This window comes from Brevundimonas sp. AAP58 (assembly GCF_001295975.1).
In the GTDB taxonomy this organism is placed as follows: domain Bacteria; phylum Pseudomonadota; class Alphaproteobacteria; order Caulobacterales; family Caulobacteraceae; genus Brevundimonas.
The window spans coordinates 65,806-83,487 of the sequence record NZ_LJHU01000018.1; the positions used below are offsets into that span (position 1 = coordinate 65,806).

General features: G+C 69.2%; 14 protein-coding genes. 8 read left to right on the plus strand and 6 right to left on the minus strand.

Features of this window, described 5'->3' with window-relative positions; all coding sequences use genetic code 11:
• Window positions 1-121: 121 nt before the first annotated feature.
• Window positions 122-1,342 (minus strand): phytase, encoded by a 1,221-nt coding sequence (locus IP78_RS03015; RefSeq protein ID WP_369814658.1) that lies wholly within the window; start codon window positions 1,340-1,342, stop codon window positions 122-124.
• Here IP78_RS03015 and IP78_RS03020 point away from each other — a divergent pair.
• The 5 genes from IP78_RS03020 (at window position 1,296) to lpdA (ending at window position 8,918) form a co-directional block, all read left to right on the plus strand.
• Window positions 1,296-4,124 (plus strand): TonB-dependent receptor, encoded by a 2,829-nt coding sequence (locus IP78_RS03020; RefSeq protein WP_054110224.1) that lies wholly within the window; start codon window positions 1,296-1,298, stop codon window positions 4,122-4,124. The two genes, IP78_RS03015 and IP78_RS03020, sit on opposite strands and share 47 nt — an antisense overlap.
• Before the next feature lie 211 nt (window positions 4,125-4,335).
• Window positions 4,336-6,126, plus strand: a complete 1,791-nt coding sequence (locus tag IP78_RS03025) for an ATP-binding protein (protein ID WP_054110225.1) — start codon at window positions 4,336-4,338, stop codon at window positions 6,124-6,126.
• A 126-nt stretch (window positions 6,127-6,252) separates the two neighbouring features.
• Entirely contained in the window at window positions 6,253-6,687 is a 435-nt protein-coding gene (locus tag IP78_RS03030; protein WP_156320258.1) for a hypothetical protein, read from the plus strand.
• A gap of 25 nt (window positions 6,688-6,712) precedes the next feature.
• The gene (locus IP78_RS03035; protein ID WP_054110227.1) at window positions 6,713-7,216 is read left to right on the plus strand and encodes a hypothetical protein; all 504 of its coding nucleotides are present in this window, start codon (window positions 6,713-6,715) and stop codon (window positions 7,214-7,216) included.
• 283 nt (window positions 7,217-7,499) lie between these two features.
• Window positions 7,500-8,918, plus strand: coding sequence for a dihydrolipoyl dehydrogenase (gene lpdA / locus IP78_RS03040; protein WP_054110228.1), 1,419 nt, complete (start codon window positions 7,500-7,502; stop codon window positions 8,916-8,918).
• Here lpdA and IP78_RS03045 read toward each other — a convergent pair whose 3' ends face one another.
• Genes IP78_RS03045 through fsa form a run of 3 tightly spaced genes read right to left on the minus strand, consistent with a single transcriptional unit; the run spans window position 8,919 to window position 11,240 of the window.
• A complete protein-coding gene (locus tag IP78_RS03045; protein ID WP_054110229.1) occupies window positions 8,919-9,833 on the minus strand; it encodes a tyrosine recombinase XerC in 915 nt (304 codons plus the stop codon). It abuts the gene before it with no gap.
• A gap of 1 nt (window position 9,834) precedes the next feature.
• Entirely contained in the window at window positions 9,835-10,542 is a 708-nt protein-coding gene (locus IP78_RS03050; RefSeq protein WP_054110230.1) for a DUF484 family protein, read from the minus strand.
• A 44-nt stretch (window positions 10,543-10,586) separates the two neighbouring features.
• Entirely contained in the window at window positions 10,587-11,240 is a 654-nt protein-coding gene (gene fsa, locus IP78_RS03055; RefSeq protein ID WP_054110231.1) for a fructose-6-phosphate aldolase, read from the minus strand.
• A 30-nt stretch (window positions 11,241-11,270) separates the two neighbouring features.
• Between fsa and IP78_RS03060 the strand changes: the two genes are divergently transcribed.
• A complete protein-coding gene (locus IP78_RS03060) occupies window positions 11,271-13,433 on the plus strand; it encodes a primosomal protein N' (RefSeq protein ID WP_054110232.1) in 2,163 nt (720 codons plus the stop codon).
• A gap of 153 nt (window positions 13,434-13,586) precedes the next feature.
• Here the strand turns inward: IP78_RS03060 and IP78_RS03065 are convergent, their stop codons facing one another.
• Together IP78_RS03065 and glpK are read right to left on the minus strand one after the other, a co-directional pair.
• A complete protein-coding gene (locus IP78_RS03065) occupies window positions 13,587-14,669 on the minus strand; it encodes a phosphotransferase family protein (RefSeq protein ID WP_054110294.1) in 1,083 nt (360 codons plus the stop codon).
• The gene (gene glpK / locus IP78_RS03070) at window positions 14,662-16,158 is read right to left on the minus strand and encodes a glycerol kinase GlpK (RefSeq protein ID WP_054110233.1); all 1,497 of its coding nucleotides are present in this window, start codon (window positions 16,156-16,158) and stop codon (window positions 14,662-14,664) included. Before glpK ends, IP78_RS03065 begins: the two co-directional genes overlap by 8 nt.
• A 45-nt stretch (window positions 16,159-16,203) precedes the next feature.
• On the opposite strand from glpK, the gene IP78_RS03075 reads away from it, so the two are divergent.
• Both IP78_RS03075 and IP78_RS03080 read left to right on the plus strand, forming a co-directional pair.
• The gene (locus IP78_RS03075) at window positions 16,204-17,196 is read left to right on the plus strand and encodes a threonine/serine dehydratase (RefSeq protein WP_054110234.1); all 993 of its coding nucleotides are present in this window, start codon (window positions 16,204-16,206) and stop codon (window positions 17,194-17,196) included.
• Window positions 17,193-17,648: a MaoC family dehydratase gene (locus IP78_RS03080; RefSeq protein ID WP_054110235.1), complete on the plus strand. Its 456-nt coding sequence runs from the start codon at window positions 17,193-17,195 to the stop codon at window positions 17,646-17,648. The genes IP78_RS03075 and IP78_RS03080 overlap by 4 nt, the downstream gene beginning before the upstream one ends.
• The last annotated feature ends 34 nt before the right edge of the window (window positions 17,649-17,682 follow it).

Here is a 17,682-nt window from a genome sequence, read left to right on the forward strand (position 1 = left end):
AACCCCGACCACAAGCCGCCGTTCTTCCTTGCCGCCTCTGCCGAGACCCACGTCAGACGCCGGAAAAAAGGCCCGGTCGCCAGACCGGGCCCTTCTGTCCTTTCCGGGCTTTGCTCGCCGCTCAGAGGCCCAGCGCCGCCTTGATGTCGCGCCAGTCGACGATCTTGTAGTTCTGCTGGCCAGGATTGGGCGAGTCGATGTCGTCGTGGAAGGCGACGGCACCTTGCGGGAACGGACCGATCGGACCCGAGAAGGCGTCCAGGCCATCCGTGGACGTGACGCCATCGATGACAGGACCATCGACGATGGCGAAGCGGCCCAGATAGACGTGGCCGTCGCCCTCGATGCGATAGACCGGGTAGGTGCTGTCGCCCTGGCTGGAGACGATCAGGTATTCCACGCCACCGTCGCGCATGATCGACAGGCCCTCGACGTCGTCGCGGATGCGAATGCGGTCGACGCGCGCGATTTCCGTCGGGGTGCCGCTGCCCGCCGGATCGAAGTCAAAGCGCCAGACGCCGACGTCCTCCTCGCCGACGTACAGGGTGTCGGCGGCGTCGTTGACGACGCAACCTTCGAGTTGGCTGCCCAGCGTCAGGACGCGTGGCGCTCCGATGACCGGACCGGTCGGACCGGCGACAACGGTCATCTGATGGACCGTCCCGGCCTTGGTGGTCACGACTATATGGAAGTCATCGCCCCGCCGCCCGACGCAGAAGCCATAGGGCTCGTACGGTGTGGCGTGGAAGCCGTAGTCGACCGTCGCCAGCGTCGCCGGGTCGAACAGGTAGAGGTTGACCCCGTTGGCGCCCGGCGCGTCGTTGCTGGCCGCGACGAGCACGCGCTCTCCCTGTGGGGTCGGGAAGCCGGCTCTCAGATCGACGTTGTTGACGGGACCCGACGGCAGGAACTGCCGAACTGTGCCGTCCAGATTGTGGACATACAGTCCGTCCGACTTGTCGGTGCCGAACATGACCGCGCGTGACGGGTCGGCCGGATCCGCCCAGAGCGCGGGATCATCGGCGTCGACGGCGGTGTCGGTGGTCACGACGGTCTCCACCGCCGCCATGACCGGTCGGGCTGGATCGCCTGGCGCGAGCACGCCCTGAGGGCCGCGATCTTCCTCCAGAGACGCGCAAGACGCTCCGAGCACAGACAATCCCACAACTGTCAATAAAGCGAAATATTTTGGTCGCCTAATCATCACTAGCCCCCTCGACATCGGCAATCTATGCCGCCGCAGAACACGATCCTTGTCGCGGGTCAACCCGCGACGACTGTGCGGGGGCACTCCGATGAAGACCAAGACAACGCTGATGACCGGGCTGGCCCTGGTTCCCATGACATGGGCGCTGGCGACAGCTGCCGTCGCCGATCCCGTGACCGGCACCGTTTCCGACAGCTCGGCCACGCGGGGGCTTCAGGGCGCCGAGGTCACCATCGTCGAACTGGGTCAGACCGCGATCGTCGGGGCTGACGGGACCTTCCGCTTCGGCGACGTCCCGGCCGGCGTCTACACGGTGCGCGCCCGGTTCGCCGGTGCCGCCGAGCAGGTTCAGTCGCTCACGGTCGCCGATGGCGGCACCGCCACCCTCGACTTCGTTCTGTCTCCGCTGGCGGTCGCCGGCTCGGGCGAGGTCGTCGACGACGTTCTGGTCATCGGCCAGCGCGCCAACTTCCTCAGCGCCATCTCGCGCCAGCGCGCCGCCGACACGGTCCAGACCGTCCTGACGCGCGACGCCATCGGCCAGTTTCCCGATCAGAACGTGGCCGAGGCCCTGCGCCGCGCGCCTGGCATCAACGTCCTGAACGACCAGGGCGAGGGCCGCTTCGTCTCGGTTCGGGGCCTGGACCCCAACCTCAACTCGGCCTCGATCAACGGCAACCGCGTTCTGGCGACCGGCGGCGACGAGCGCGCCGTGGCGCTCGACGTCATCCCGTCCGAGCTGATCGAGTCCATCGAGATCCGGAAGTCGCTGACGCCCGACATGGACGGCGACACCATCGGTGGGTCGATCGAGATCTTCACTACCAGCTCCCTGGACCGGCGTCGGAACCTCTACACGGCCTCGATCGAGGGCTCCTACAACGACCAGAACGAGCAGACCTCGCCCAAGGGCAGCTTCGACTTCGTCCACCGTTTCAACGACCGCTTCGGCATCGCGGGCGGTGCGAGCTACTACAATCGCGAGTTCGCCACCGACAACATCGAGATGGACGGCTGGGAAGAGGACGGTGCCAATGCCTATGCCGAGGACCTCGAATACCGTGACTACGACGTCACCCGCGAACGCTACGGCGCGACCCTGACCCTGGACTATCGTCCCAACGACTCGACGCAGCTCTATCTGCGCGGCCTGTATTCAAAGTTCGACGATACCGAGCTGCGCACACGGCTGATCTTCGGTTTTGACGAGCCGACCTCGACGACGGCGAACAGCGCGACCTTTGATTCAGCCGATGAGCGCATCCGCGTGGAGCGCGATCTGAAGGACCGGCGCGAGGTTCAGTCGGTCCGCACCCTTTCGGCCGGAGGTCGGACCGACGCCGGGGCGTGGCGCTTCACCTACGACCTGGCCTACTCCGAAGCCGACCAGACCGAGGACGGGTCGATCGACCCCATCGAGTTCCGTCGCGACTTCGAGAACCCCGGCGAGCTGGGCGTGACCATCGACTATTCCGATCTGCGGATGCCGACCTATCGGATCGACTTCGGTCAGGCCAACTTCCTGCGCGCCTCGGACTATGAGTTCAATGCGCTCGAACTCACCACCGACGAGAACGCCCGCGACCGCGAGTTCAGCGCCAGGTTCGACGCCGCCTACGACTTCCAGATCGCCGCGGGCAGCCTGGAGTTCAAGTTCGGCGGCAAGGCCCGTCAACGCGACAAGGAGCTCAGCTTCATCTTCGACATCTTCGACGGCTACGACGGCGACTTCACCCTGGCCGACGTGCCGGGCGTCCAGTCGTACGGCCTGGCGGTCATCGACCCCATCCCCGGCCTCATCGAGGTCCGCGACTTCTTCGCCGCCAACCGTTCGCGCTTCGAGCGCAACGATCTGGACAGCGCCTTCGCCTCGAACGCCGAGAGCTACACCGCCGACGAGGATATCTACGCGGGCTATGCGCAGCTGCGCTTCGAGAACGAGGACCTGCGCATCATCGGCGGCGTCCGGGTCGAACACACCGAGACCGAGCTGGACGGCAGCCGCCTTGAGCTGGTCGAGGAGGGAGCGGTCCGCAATGGCGTCGCCCTGGCCGACGACACCCTGTTCATCACGCCGGTCCAGTTCGACAGCAGCTACACCGACGTCCTGCCCAGCGTGAACATCCGCTATACCCTGGCCGACGACCTGATCGCCCGCTTCGGCGCTTTCCGCTCGGTCGTGCGCCCCAGCTTCGGCCAGCAGGCGCCGCGATTCCTGATCGAGGAGAACGAGGACGGCGAACGCTCGGGCGAGTTCGGCAATCCGGACCTCGACCCCTACAAGGCCTGGAACCTCGACGCGACGCTGGAGTGGTATTTCGCGCCCCAGGCCGTGCTGCAGGGCGGCGTCTTCTACAAGTCGATCGAGGACTACATCATCGCCGCCGAGTTCGAGAACGGCGTCTTCAACGGCATCGCCTACGAAGAGGCGGTGATCCCGATCAACGGCGACGACGCCACCGTGTTTGGCGTGGAGCTGAGCTACGGCCAGGCCCTGACCTTCCTGCCCGGTCCGTTCGACGGCCTGCTGGTCAACTTCAACTACACCTATACCGACGCCGAAGGCGAGGTTCTGGGCCGTACCATCCCCCTGCCGACCTCCTCGGAGCACACCTTCAACGCGGTGCTCGGCTACGAGAAGGGTCCGCTGAGCCTGCGCGCGGCCGGGGCCTATCGCTCGGGCTACCTCGACGAACTGGGGGGAGACGCCGACAGCGACCGCTATGTGCGTTCGCACTTCCAGGTCGATCTCAGCGGCAAGTATCGCCTCAACGAGAACGTCCAGCTGTTCGGCGAACTCGTGAACCTGAACGACGCGACCTACACCGCCTTCCAGCGCGGCCCCGGGCGCGACCGCCTGCTCCAGTACGAGGAGTATTCGTGGACGGCCAAGTTCGGCGTGCGGCTGAACTTCTGATCCATCCTCGTCTCGAAACGGAAAGGGCCGGGCGGCGACGTCCGGCCCTTTTTCGTTCCGGCGAAGCTTTGCGCGGCACCTCGCGCGATTGCGACTGGACCGGCGGGGCCAGCCCCTCTAACCGCCGTTCCGCGACCATTGCGGCATCGCCCTTGCTGGTTCGGGGCGAGGTGCCCCCGGGTCGGCGCCATTTCGGGAAGAGTGCTGTTCGATGTTCATGGAAGGCGATGTCGATTGGGTCCTGGTGCTGGGGTTGATCGCCGCCGTCACGACCGTCGTCGCCGTCCTGTCGCTCGCCTACGCCTGGACCCACCGCGAGCGTCACGTCACGACCGCCGACGAACTGTCCGCCGTCGCCCGCGCCCGCCAGGAGGCCGAAACGCGCCTCTATGAGACCCTGAACGCGATCCCCGTCGCCCTGGTCCAGACCGATCGTGGGGGCAAATTCGTCTTCGCCAACCGCGCCGCGCACCAGCTTCTAGGTCGCAAGGACAATGAGCTGATCGGCCTGCGCTTCCACTCGGCCACCTGGGGCATCACCTACCCCGACGGCCGCCAGGTGCCGCCCGACCTCCTGCCCAGCGCCCGGGCGCTCCGCGGCCAGACGGTCAAGGGCTTCCAGCACATCCTCGCCAATCCGGCCACGCGCCGGAAGATGCTGGTCTCGGTCACCGCGATGCCGATCGAGGATGCGCTGGGCCAGATCATCGGCTCGACGGCCGCCATCGTGGAGACCGAGGGCCTGACGACGCCAGAAGTGCCCCCGATCGAACCGACCCCCGCCTTGCCCGACCCGAACGAGACCACACGGCGCGTGTTCGAGGCCGCAGCCAGCGCCTTGGTCGTCATCGCACCCAACGGCGTGATCAAGGAGGCGAACCGCACCGCCCTCGCTTGCTTCGGCCTGGGACCGGACGTCGTGGGGCTGGATTTCGCCGACCATTTCATGGCCGAGGCGGAACGGGTCGAATGTCGCCAGGCCCTGCGTGCCGCTGCCGGCGCCGTGAGGGGCGAGAGGGTCGAGAGCCTGACCTCCAGCCTGGGCGGCCCGCGCGGCTTTGGCTGGCGGGTCTTGCCTCTGGCCAGGCCAGACGGCGTGGTCGACGCCTTGCTGCTCGCTGGAGACCCCCTATCCGATCCGATCGAGATCATGATGGAAGCGGTGCCTGAGCCGGCGGGTCCGATGATCGAGGATGGCCTGTCCGGGATCGAAGCCGCCCAAGCGGTGCCTGCCGAGCGCGAGGCCGCTCTGGTTGCCGAGCGCGACGCGGCGGTGGCCGCCGCCGAGGCTGCCCGTGACGAAGCCCGGCGCGCGCTGGAACGCAGCGAGGCCGCCCACAGGTTGGAGAGCGTCGGTCGGCTCACCGGCGGCGTGGCCCAGGATTTCAACGCCCTGCTCACGGTCATGACCGGCGCGCTCGACATGCTGCTGAAATCCATCGACGATCCCGCCCGTGTGCGCCGTTTGGGCGAGGCGGCGCTGGCCGCGGGACAGAAGGGCGAGGTCCTTACGCGGCGTATCGCGGCATTTTCACAGGGCGAAGCGGCAGAGGCCCGCGATCTGGACGCTGGCGTCCTGTTGCGTGCCATGGAGACACGGATCCGCGCCCTCGCCGGTCCCGGTGTGGACCTGATGATGGAGGCCCCCCGGAACGAGGCACCCGTTCGGGTCGATCCCGTCGGTTTCGAGGGCGCGGTCATGGCGCTGGTCAGAAACGCTGTGGAAGCCGTCGGGGGGGCAGGGGCCGTGGCCGTGCGCCTGGAGTTGCTGCAAGATGAAGTGCGTCTGACTGTTCGCGACACCGGCCCGGGGCTGGACGAGGCGACCGCCGCCCGGGCGCTGGAGCCCTTCTTTACCACCCGTCCCGGACAGGCAGGCCTTGGCTTGGCCCAGGTCCAGGCCTTCGCGCGCCTGTCCGCTGGCCAACTCGCTCTCAAGGGGGATCCCGAGGGCGGCACCGAGGCAACACTGACCCTGCCGCTTGTCGGTCCCGTCCCCTGAGGACGACGCAGCCTCTCGCCGAAAAACCTGCGTTCTGTTAGGCGTTGGCCTTCGGCGGAGGGGGTTCCGATGGTCTGGTTATGGCGGGCAGGTCTTGGTTTTCTGATTGCGGCGTATGCGACCTGGATGGCTTGGCCCCTGATTCAGCCGCTGGCGGCGGGGGGCTCGATCTCAGAGCCGATCACCGCCGCGTCACAGGAAATGGCGCGCGTGGGCGGTCTGCTCCCATCACTATGGATCGGGTCGATCTTGCTCTACCTGATCGCCGCAGCATTGACTGCGGTGCGCGCAGGGGCGGCTCCCGGTGCCTATTTTCTCGGCTTTGGAAGCGAAGTCATCCAGCGGGTTCTGTTGCAGTGGACCCCGGAGGCATCCATCACCGATACCTTGGCCCGCGTCGCAGCGGCATTAGCCACCCTGAAGATCGGGATGGAGCCCGGCCCCGCGTCTCTCGCCGCCCTTTTCGCCGTCGGCCTGCTCGTGGTCATGACGGGCACATGGCGTGGCCAGAATGGGCAAGCCCTGACCCGACACTGGACCCAGCCGCCCGTCTACGCCTGACCCCTTCGTCGCCCGCGAGGCCGTCATGACCTTTGTCCGATACCTGCTCGTCGCGGCGGTGATCGCCTATGCTGGCTGGCTGGCCTGGCCGTTCCTGACGCCCTTCTTCGAGGGCGCGCCAGTCGACGTGGCCCTGGAGCGGGCGCGTGGCATGATCGAGGCTGGCGGCGGCCTGTCCAGCGCGGCCCTTTGGGTCGGGGCGGTGCTGCTGTATCTGATCGCGGCGGTGATGCTGAGCGCGGGCAACCCTCGCGCGGCGATCGCCTATTTCCTGGGCTTCATCGCCGACGCGGTGCTCCGCCTCGCCATCGACAGGGGCCGCGCCGGTCCGACGGAGGCGTCGATCCAGGCGGACAGCTATGGCGGCGGGGAATTGGCCCAGCGGTCGGCGGAAGCCGTCGCGCCCGCCGGCCTTCCCGTCGACCCGACCTGGCTGATCCTGGGCGTCCTCCTCGTGATCGGCCTCATCATCGTCGCCCTGTCCCGCCGGAGGGGTCGACGGCGCGTCCCTGGCCAACTCACCGGCTGAACAACCTTCGACACCCCGTCCGATTCTGACGCAAGGGTCGGCTAGTCTGTCCCTTGATCGCGGGCCGCCCCCGGACGGCGGTGAGAGTCCCTGGACAGGGACTCTCAGCGATCCTGAAGACAATCAATCGCTTGGCGTGGGAGTGAGAGTCACTCCCACGCCTGTCCCGCCACTCTCGCCGCCCTCGACTTCGCTTCCCATATCCGCCGCGGCGGTTGACCCCGACGGGTCAGGCGCTAGGACAGCCCCCGTCCTCCCGACCGCGCCCATCTCCGAGGTTTCCATGGCCGACGCCACGCCCGCCGCTCCCGCCCAGTACGATGTCGTCGTGATCGGCGGTGGACCGGGCGGCTACAACGCCGCCATCCGCGCGGGGCAACTGGGGCTGAAGGTCGCCTGCGTCGAGATGCGCGAGACGCTCGGCGGCACCTGCCTGAACGTCGGCTGCATGCCGTCCAAGGCCCTGCTGCACGCCTCGGAGCTCTACGAGATGGCGGCCAAGGACTTCGCCGGCATCGGCATCGAGGTCGCGCCCAAGCTGAACCTCGTTCAGATGATGAAGCAGAAGCAGGACAGCGTGACGGCGCTCACCAAGGGCATCGAGTTCCTGTTCAAGAAGAACAAGGCCGACTGGATCAAGGGCCGAGGCCGCATCACCGGTCCCGGGACAGTCGAGGTCGAGGCGGCGGACGGCTCCAGAACCACGCTGAAGGCCCGCGACATCGTCATCGCCACGGGCTCGGAGCCCACGCCCCTGCCGGGGGTCGACTTCGTTCCGGGCAAGGTGGTCGATTCGACCGGTGCCCTGTCGCTTCCGGCCGTGCCCAAGAAGCTGATCGTCGTTGGTGCCGGCATCATCGGGCTCGAGCTCGGCTCGGTCTGGCGCCGCCTGGGGGCCGAGGTCACCGTCGTCGAGTACCTGCCGCGCATCACGCCCGGCATGGACTCCGACCTCGCCACCGCCTTCCAGCGGGCGCTCACCAAGCAGGGCATGACCTTCAAGCTGGGTTCGAAAGTAACCGGCTCCAAGGTCACCAAGGACGGCGTCGAACTGACCGTGGAACCGGCCGCCGGCGGCGCGGCCGAGACCCTGACCGGCGACGTCGTGCTGGTCGCCATCGGCCGTCGTCCCTACACGGCGGGGCTGGGCCTGGAGTCCGTCGGCGTGACGCCCGACCAACGCGGCTTCGTCGCCTCGAACCACTTCAAGGTGGCCGATGGCGTCTGGGTCATCGGCGACGTGACCCACGGCCCCATGCTGGCCCACAAGGCGGAAGAAGACGCCGTCGCCGCCATCGAGCTGATCGCGGGCAAGGCCGGTCATGTGGACTACAATCTGGTCCCGAGTGTCGTCTACACCTTCCCGGAGGTGGCCTGGGTCGGCAAGACCGAGGACCAGCTGAAGGCCGAGGGCGTGGCCTACAAGTCCGGCAAATTCCCCTTCACCGCCAACTCCAGAGCCAAGATCAACCACGAGACAGACGGCTACGCCAAGGTCCTGGCGGACGCGGCGACGGACCGCATCCTGGGCGTCCACATCATGGGTCCCCAGGCCGGAGAGATGATCGGCGAGGCCTGCGTGGCCATGGCCTTCGGCGGCGCTTCTGAAGACCTCGCCCGCACCAGCCACGCCCACCCGACCCGCTCCGAGGCCGTCAAGCAGGCGGCCATGGGCGTCGAAGGCTGGACGATGCAGGCCTGATCAGGCCCGAGGGTGCGCCGCCGCATAAGCCCCCAGCAGATGGGCGGCATCGACGGCGGTGTATTTCTGCGTCGTCGACAGGCTGGCGTGGCCCAGCAGTTCCTGGATTGAACGCAGGTCGGCTCCAGCGCCCAGCAAGTGGGTGGCGAAGCTGTGCCGGAGCGCATGCGGCGTCGCCGAGGCCGGCAGGCCCAGCCGCCCACGCAGGCGCTGCACGGTCGCCTGGACGTGCCGCGCGGACAGCGGGCCGCCCCGCCGGGCCCGGAACAGGGCATCGGAAGGTTCCAGCGGAAAGGGCTGGGCAACGACGGCCCGATCAACCGCCTCGCGCACGGCGGGCAGGACAGGTACCATCCGCGTCTTGCCGCCCTTTCCGGTGATCCGCAGGGTCTCGGCGAGCGGCGCATCGGTGCGGGTCAGGCTCAGCGCCTCTGAAATCCGCAGGCCGCAGCCGTAAAGCAGGCTCAGCACAGCGGCGTCCCTCAACGCCTCCCAGGGCTCGGCGTCGGGGTCGAGGCCGGGCTCGGCCAGGAGCCCCTTGGCCTGATCGGCGCTGACCGGCCGGGGCAGGGACGGCTTGATCTTGGGTCCTCGCACCAGCGCCAGCTGAGGCGTCGGCACGCCGCAGCGCCGGTCCAGAAAGCCGTGAAAGGTGCGGATGGCCGACAGGGTCTGGCTCAGCGACCGCGCCGACAGGGGATGATCGCCGCTGCGCCGCTCCGCCAGATGCGCCCGGACTTCGGCGGCCGTGACGGTCCCCAGGTCCGCCAGCCGTTGGGGCTCCCCGCGATGCCGCTCCAGAAAGGCCAGCCAGGTCCGGCCGATGTGGCCATAAGCCTCCAGCGTGCGCGGCGACAGACGGCGCTCGTGCGCCAGATGTTCCAGCCAGGCCTGAAGCGCCTCGGCGGCGGTCATCTCAGCTCAGGACCGGCCAGCGCTCGGCCGTGCGCGCCACCACCGCCGCGACGAAGGCCACCAGCTCGCAGCCCATGCCGGCCGTAAAGCCTTCCGGCTCCGGCGATCCGAAGGCCGCCAGCGCCGGGCGCGCCTCCTCGCCCCGCTCGCCGCCCAGATGAAGCGCCATGCGGATCAGGGCGACCGACTTCACCTCTTCGCCCGCCGGGCCGAACAGATCGAGCTCCGGAAACATGGGCCCCAGCCAGGTCAGGCCGTGCCCGCCCAGCCAGGCGTCCACGCCGCCCGGTTCCAGCGCCTTCCAGCCGAAGGGCACGCCGCCGGGCTTTTCCACCGCGATGGCGGCGGCGGACAGGCCGAAGCGCGCCTGGGCGGCGACGTCCAGACGCCGGGCCAGGTCGGAGTGGCTGCGCGCCTCCATCAGGTCCAGCGCGGCGACATGGGTCTGGGTCTGGGCGGCGAAGTTGGCGCGGGCGACGTCCTCGATGCGTTTGCGCGCATCCGCCTCCCGCTCGGCGGCGGCCTCGAGCTTGGTCAGAGCGGTGCGCCCGAACTCGACGACGTTTCGGCCTCGCGCGATCAGCCCGATCTCTTCCAGCAGCGACCGGTCGTCCAGCAGGGTGTCGGGATTGGCCTGCAGCCAGGCGCGGATCTCCGGCCAGTGCGGCTCGCGCGGGGCGAACAGATCGGCGGTCTCTTCCTTCGACATCACGCGGTCGGCGCTCCTCCCGGAGGGCGCGCCGGGCCGCAGAATCAGAGAATCGACTGGCCGGTCTTGCCCCAGTCGGCCAGGAAGGCATCAAGCCCCTTGTCGGTTAACGGGTGCTTGACCAGGGCCTTGAAGGTGTCGGCCGGAAGGGTCGCCGCGTCCGCGCCCGCCAGCGCCGCGGCCTCGACGTGGGCAGGATGGCGCAGGCTGGCGGCGAGAATTTCCGTCTCGAAGCCGTGGGTGTCGTAAAGGACGCGGATGGCCTCGATCAGTTCGGACCCATTCGCCCCGTGGTCATCCAGCCGACCGACGAACGGCGAGACGAAGGTCGCGCCCGCCTTGGCCGCCAGCATCGCCTGGGCCACCGAGAAGCACAGGGTGACGTTGGTCTTGATGCCCTTGTCCGAGAACGCCCGGGCGGCCCGCAGGCCGTCCCAGGTCAGGGGCAGTTTGACGACCACGTTGGGGGCGATGGCGGCCAGCTTGTCGCCCTCGCGCACCATGGTCTCGAAGTCGGTCGCCACGGCCTCGGCCGAAATCGGCCCCTCGACCAGGGCGCAAATCTCGGCGATGACCTCGGCGATGTTGCGACCGCTCTTGGCGATCAAGGACGGGTTGGTGGTCACCCCGTCGACCATGCCGGTGGGGACCATCTCCCGGATGACGGCGACGTCTGCGGTGTCGAGGAACAGTTTCATGGCGCGGTGTCTAGCCGAACGGGACGCCCGGTGAAAGTCGCCTCGGTCCTTCTGCCCCTGCCGGTGCCCGAGGCCTTCGACTATGAGGTGCCCGAGGCGCTCGACCTCGCGCGCGGCGATCAGGTCGCGGTGCCGCTCGGTCCGCGCCTCATGCGCGGCATCGTCTCGGAGGTGCACGAGACGACCGGCTCAAACCGGCGGCTGAAGGCGGTGGAGCAACGGTTGACCGACCCGCCGGTGCCGGGCGGCGCGCTCGACTTCGTCGAATGGGCCGCACGCTGGACGCTCAGTCCGCCCGGCGAGATGGCGGCGCTTACGCTGAAGGGGCTGCGCAACCCCGCGCCGCGGCCCGAACGTCGCGTGCGCCGCGTCGGCGACCGCACGCCCGCCCGGCCCACGCCCGCCCGCACGGCGGTGCTGGACGCTCTGGGCGACCGCGCCCTGCCCGCCGCCGATCTGACCCGGGCGGCAGCCGTCTCGTCCGGCGTCGTCAAGGGCCTGATCGACGAGGGCGTGCTGGAGGTCGTCGAGATCGCCGCCGTCGCCGCCTTCGACCCGCCGGATCCCGACCACCGCCCCGCGACGCTGAACCCCGACCAGGCGGCGGCCGCCCAGGCTATCGGCGAGGCCGTCGCCAGGGATGGCTTCTCCGCCTTCCTGCTCGACGGCGTCACCGGCTCGGGCAAGACCGAGGCCTATCTCGAGGCCGTGGCGCGGACACTGCGGGCGGATCCGACGGCGCAAATCCTGATCCTCCTGCCCGAGATCGCCCTGACCCAGGCCGTGATCGAGCGCATCACCGACCGCTTTGGCTCAGCCCCTGCCGAGTGGCACTCGGGCGTCTCCGGCCCCCGGCGACGCCAGGTGTGGGAAGCGGTCGTCGCCGGCCGGTGTAACATCGTGGTCGGAGCGCGTTCAGCCCTGTTCCTGCCGTTCCAGCGTCTGCGCCTGCTGATCGTCGACGAGGAGCACGACGGCTCGTTCAAGCAGGAGGACGGCCTCGTCTATCACGGCCGCGACCTCGCCGTGGCCCGCGCCCGGATCGAAAGCGCGACCGCCGTTCTGGCCTCGGCCACCCCGTCGCTGGAGACCCTGTGGAACGCGCGTCAGGGACGATACGCCTGGCTCCGGCTCGGACGGCGGCACGGGGCGGCGACCCTGCCGGACATCCGCCTGCTGGACCTGCGCGAGCACCCGCCCGAACGGGAACAATGGCTCTCGCCGCCGCTCCGCACCGCAATGGCCGAGACGCTGGCGGTTGGGGAGCAGACCCTGCTGTTCCTCAACCGGCGCGGCTATGCCCCGGTCGTCCTCTGCCGCGCCTGCGGTCACCGGCTGACTGCGCCGGACACCGACAGCTGGCTGGTCGAGCATCGCTACACCGGCCGGCTGATCTGCCACCTGACAGGCTTTTCCATGCCGCGCCCCAAGGCCTGCCCGGCCTGCGGAGCCGAGGACACGCTGGTCTCGGTCGGCCCCGGCGTCGAGCGGGTCGAGGAAGAGGTGCGGCTGCTGTTCCCCGACGCCCGCACCGCCGTGTTCAGCTCCGACACCGTGCCCGACGGCAAGGCCGCGCGCGCCCTGATCCAGCGCATGACAGACGGTGAGATCGACATCCTGGTCGCCACCCAGGCCGCCGCCAAGGGCCACAACTTCCCACGCCTGACGCTGGTCGGCGTGGTCGACGCCGACCTGGGCCTGAGGGGTGGCGACCTGCGCGCGGCCGAGCGCACCTTCCAGCTCCTGACCCAGGCGACGGGCCGCGCGGGGCGCGCCGACCGGCCCGGCCGCGCGCTGCTCCAGACCTGGACGCCCGAGCATCCCGTACTGATGGCGCTGGCCGCCGGCGACCGTGACGCGTTCGTGGAGGCCGAGATGGCGGAGCGGCAGATGGCCTCGCTCCCACCGCACGGCCGATTGGCTGCGCTGATCCTGTCCGGCGAGGACGCGGGCGCGGTCGAACGCACGGCCTCGGCGCTGGCGGCCGCCATCCCCAACGCAGAGCGGCTCGAGGTCTATGGTCCCGCCGATGCTCCTTTGGCCCTCGTGCGCGGACGCCGTCGCAAGCGGCTGCTGGTCCGCGCCGACCGCGACGTCGATCTGCAAGGCTTCCTGCGCGCCTGGCTGGCGCGGGTGAAGGTGCCCGGCTCGGTCCGGCTCAGCGTCGATGTCGATCCCTACAGTTTTCTGTGATCCCAAACCTTCCGCTCATCCCGGCGAAAGCCGGGACCCAGTTCTTGAGTGAGGCAGGACGGGTCGATCCGGCGTCGGGTTAGATCGGCGCCCTTTGATCTCCCAAAGCACTGGGTCCCGGCTTTCGCCGGGATGAGCGGAAAGGAAGGGAGGCTAAGCCCCCGCCTTCTTCGCGAAGCTCCACGCGCCTGCCGCCAGGGGTTCGACCTGGGCCGCCATCGTGCGGGCATGGGCCGAGGCCGCGGTGCCATCCCGCACCCGCCCGGCGATGCCCTGGCAGATCGCCGCGAGGCGGAACAGGTTATAGGCGAACAGCCAGTCCAGATTGGCAGGCGGCGGCGAACCGGTCTTGTCGACGTAGCGGGCGACGGTCTCTTCGACCGAGGGGATGCCGAGCGCGTTCAGGTCCGCGCCGGCCAGGCCGTTGCGCAGGCTCGCCGGAATGGCCCAGGCGATCAGCAGGTAGGAGAAATCCGCCATCGGATCGCCCAGCGTCGACAGCTCCCAGTCCAGCACCGCCCGCACCTCGGGCGCGTCGGGCGCCAGGATCATGTTGTCGAGCCGGAAGTCGCCGTGGACGATCCGCGTCGGTCCTTCGGGCGGCAACCCCTGCGGCAGGAACGCGATCAGCCGGTCCATGTCGGGGATCGGATGGGTCTCGGACGCCTGATACTGCTTGGTCCAGCGGCCTACTTGGCGGGCGAAATAATTGCCGGGCTTGCCGTAGTCTGAAAGGCCGATCGCGGCCGGGTCGAAACGGTGGAGCGCCGCGAGCGTGTCCACCTGGGCGTCGTAGATGGCGCGGCGCTGATCCGGCGTCATGCCCGGCAGCTTCAGGTCCCACAGGACCCGGCCCTCGACCTTGTCCATCACGTAGAACATCGAGCCGATCACGCCGTCGTCCGTGCACAGGGCATGGGGACGGGCGACCGGGAAGCCCTGGGCGTGCAGCGCCGAGATGACCGTGAACTCGCGATCCACCGCGTGCGCCGACGGCAGCAGCGTCCCCGGCGGTTTGCGCCGCAGCACATAGGCGGCGGTGGGCGTGGTCAGCTCATAGGTCGGGTTCGACTGCCCGCCCTTGAACTGGCGCACCATCAGCGGCCCGGCGTAGCCCGCCACATGGGCCGCCATCCAGGCGTCGAGCGCAGCCTCGTCCAGGCGATAGCGGGGATCGACCTCGCGGGTGCCGGAGAAGGTCGATTGCGGGTCGTCGAGGGCGGCGGAGTCAGTCATGGGCGGCGACAATGGCCGCCCGCACCGCGCGACGCCAGCCCCCCAGCAACCGCTCGCGCTCGGCGGCGTCCATGCGCGGCGTCCAGACGGCGGGCGCCTCGTCGCCGCGCGGCTCCAGGTCGTCGATCAGCCCCGCGCCAAAGGCCGCCAGCCGCGCAGCCCCCAGCGCCGTCATCTCCTGGAACGCCGGGCGCTCGACCGTGACCTCGCAGATGTCGGCGACGAACTGCATGGCGAAGGCGTTGGCCGTGACCCCGCCGTCGACCTTGAGCACGCCCAGCCTCGGCGCCCCGTCCGCGGCCAGCGCATCCAGCAGGTCGCGCGTCTGAAAGGCGAGCGCCTCCAGCCCCGCGCGGACAAAGTGGGCCGGCGTGGAGTCCCGCGTCAGGCCGATGACCGCGCCGCGCGCGTCCGGCTCCCACCAGGGCGCGCCGAGCCCCGTGAAGCCGGGCACCAGATAGACCCCGCCGTTGTCCTTCAAGCCCTGCGCCAGCGCCTCCGAGCCCCGGCTGTCGGCGATCATGCCCACGCCGTCCCTCAGCCACTGGATCGCCGACCCCGCTGAGAAGATGGAGCCCTCCAGCGCATAGGCGCCGTCGCCATCCACCGCGTAGCCGAGCGTGCCCAGAAGCCGGCTGGTCGAAGCCACCGGCGCCGGCCCCACATTGGCGACCAGAAAGGCGCCGGTGCCGTAGGTGATCTTGGCGTCGCCGGCTTTCAGCGCCCCGTGGCCGACCAGCGCCGCCTGCTGGTCGCCCGCCGAGCCGGTGATGGGCAAGGCACGGCCGAATAGTCCGGCCTCGGTCTGGCCGAGCTCTCCAGCGCATTCGCGAATGTCCGGCAGGGCGGCGCGCGGAACCCGGAACAGGGCGCACAGGTCGTCGCGCCAGACCCGGTCTTTCAAGTCCATCAGGGAGGTTCGGCTGGCGTTGGTGGCGTCAGTGGCGTGGGCCGCACCGCCCGTCAGCTTCCAGATCAGCCAGGTCTCGATGGTGCCCAGAAGCGCCTCGCGCCGCTCGGCCCGCGCCCGCGCGCCGGGCACGGCGTCCAGCAGCCATGCGAACTTGGTGGCCGAGAAATAGGGGTCCAGTATCAGCCCCGTCGCGGCCTGCACCGCCGCCTCATTCCCCTCGGCCTTCAGGCGGTCGGTGACGTCGGCGGTCCGCCGGTCCTGCCAGACGATGGCGCGGTGCAGCGGCTCGCCGGTCGCGGCGTCCCAGATCACCGCCGTCTCGCGCTGGTTGGTGATACCGATCGCCGAGAACCGACCGATCCCGCCGGCCTTGGCGATGACCTCGCGGCAGGTCTGGAGCGTCGCGGTCCAGATCTCGGCGGCGTCATGCTCGACCCAGCCCGAGGCTGGAAAGTGCTGCTGGAGCGCGATCTGGCTGATGGCGACCGGGTGCAATCCCCCCTCGTCCCTCAGCTCGAACGCGATGGCGCGTGTGGAGGTGGTGCCCTGGTCGATGGCGAGGATGCAGGTCGTCATGGCGCCACCTTACGCAGGATCGGGCGATGCGCTAATCCGCCAGACATGGCTGACCGCATCGCTTCCTTCGAGGGCGTCATCGACGCCGCCCGTCAGATCGAGGGGGTCGCCGTCCGCACCCCCCTGATCGAGAGCCCCGCCCTGAACGAACGCGCGGGCGGGCGTATCCTGCTGAAGGCCGAGAACCTGCAGGTCGCGGGCGCCTTCAAGTTCCGGGGCGCCTACAACCGCATCAGCCGCCTGACGGACGATGAGCGCGAGCGCGGGGTCGTCGCCTTCTCGTCCGGAAACCACGCCCAGGGCGTGGCGGCCGCCGCTCTGAAGGTCGGGACCAGCGCCACCATCGTCATGCCGGCCGACAGCCCGGCCATCAAGATCGCGGGCGTCCGGCGCTTCGGCGGCGAGGTGCGCCTCTATGACCGCTGGACCGAGAGCCGCGAGGAGATCGGCGCTGCGCTGGCGGCCGAAAAGAACGCGGTGCTGGTGCCGCCCTTCGACGATCCCTTCGTCATCGAGGGTCAGGGCACGAGCGGGCTGGAGATCCTGCAGCAGGCCGACACGGCGATCGATCAACTGGTCTGCTGCTGCTCGGGCGGCGGGCTGATGGCCGGGATCAACCTGGTGCTGGAGGCCAAGAGCCCCAAGACGCTCAGCTGGGCCGTCGAGCCCGAGAACTTCGACGACACGGCGCGGTCCCTGGCGGCCAAGCAGCGGGTGGGGCATCCCAAGGCCCCGCCCTCGATCTGCGACGCGCTTCAGACCCCGATCCCCGGCGAGCTGACCTTCCCGATCAACCAGCGCGTCCTGAAGGGCGCGCTGGGCGTCAGCGACCTGGAGGCGGCCGAGGCCGTCCGCTACGCCTTCCATACGCTGAAGCTGGTGCTAGAGCCGGGCGGGGCGGCGGCGCTGGCGGCTGTGCTGGCGGGCAAGGTCGACACGCGCGACCGGACCACCGCCGTCATCCTGTCGGGCGGCAACATCGACCCCGCCCTGTTCGCCGAGATCATCGAAGACCGCTTCACCGGAGCCGCCGCATGACCAAGCCGAGTGACCTGCAATCCCTGATCGGCCAGGAGGTCGGCGTCAGCCGCTGGGTCGAGATCGACCAGGCCCGCATCGACGCCTTCGCCAAGATCACCGAGGATGAGCAGTTCATCCACGTCGATCCGGAAGCCGCCAAGGCCACCCCGTTCGGCGGGACCATCGCCCACGGCTTCCTGACCCTCAGCCTCGCGTCCGCGATGTCCTACGACGCGGTCAAGCCGCTCGAGGGCGTGGTGATGGGCGTCAACTACGGCTTCGACAAGCTGCGCTTTCTCGCCCCGGTGCCCGCCGGATCGAAGGTGCGGGGCCGCTTCAAGCTGTTGTCGGCCGAGGACAAGGGTGGCGGGCGCTGGCTGCTGAAGCACGAGCTGACCGTCGAAATCGAAGGCTCAGAGAAGCCCGCCCTGATCGCCGAATGGCTCGGAATGCAGGTCATATCGGTCTGACCTGGAAAAGTACTTTACATTCCAAAGTGACTGC

Excerpts from the sequence above, each read along its gene's own strand:
- IP78_RS03020 (WP_054110224.1), top strand. The coding sequence starts at position 1,296 with ATGAAGACCAAGACAACGCTGATGACCGGGCTGGCCCTGGTTCCCATG.
- IP78_RS03015 (WP_369814658.1), bottom strand. The coding sequence starts at position 1,342 with ATGGGAACCAGGGCCAGCCCGGTCATCAGCGTTGTCTTGGTCTTCATC.
- IP78_RS03025 (WP_054110225.1), top strand. The coding sequence starts at position 4,336 with ATGTTCATGGAAGGCGATGTCGATTGGGTCCTGGTGCTGGGGTTGATC.
- IP78_RS03030 (WP_156320258.1), top strand. The coding sequence starts at position 6,253 with ATGGCTTGGCCCCTGATTCAGCCGCTGGCGGCGGGGGGCTCGATCTCA.
- IP78_RS03035 (WP_054110227.1), top strand. The coding sequence starts at position 6,713 with ATGACCTTTGTCCGATACCTGCTCGTCGCGGCGGTGATCGCCTATGCT.
- lpdA (WP_054110228.1), top strand. The coding sequence starts at position 7,500 with ATGGCCGACGCCACGCCCGCCGCTCCCGCCCAGTACGATGTCGTCGTG.
- IP78_RS03045 (WP_054110229.1), bottom strand. The coding sequence starts at position 9,833 with ATGACCGCCGCCGAGGCGCTTCAGGCCTGGCTGGAACATCTGGCGCAC.
- IP78_RS03050 (WP_054110230.1), bottom strand. The coding sequence starts at position 10,542 with ATGTCGAAGGAAGAGACCGCCGATCTGTTCGCCCCGCGCGAGCCGCAC.
- fsa (WP_054110231.1), bottom strand. The coding sequence starts at position 11,240 with ATGAAACTGTTCCTCGACACCGCAGACGTCGCCGTCATCCGGGAGATG.
- IP78_RS03065 (WP_054110294.1), bottom strand. The coding sequence starts at position 14,669 with ATGACTGACTCCGCCGCCCTCGACGACCCGCAATCGACCTTCTCCGGC.
- glpK (WP_054110233.1), bottom strand. The coding sequence starts at position 16,158 with ATGACGACCTGCATCCTCGCCATCGACCAGGGCACCACCTCCACACGC.
- IP78_RS03075 (WP_054110234.1), top strand. The coding sequence starts at position 16,204 with ATGGCTGACCGCATCGCTTCCTTCGAGGGCGTCATCGACGCCGCCCGT.
- IP78_RS03080 (WP_054110235.1), top strand. The coding sequence starts at position 17,193 with ATGACCAAGCCGAGTGACCTGCAATCCCTGATCGGCCAGGAGGTCGGC.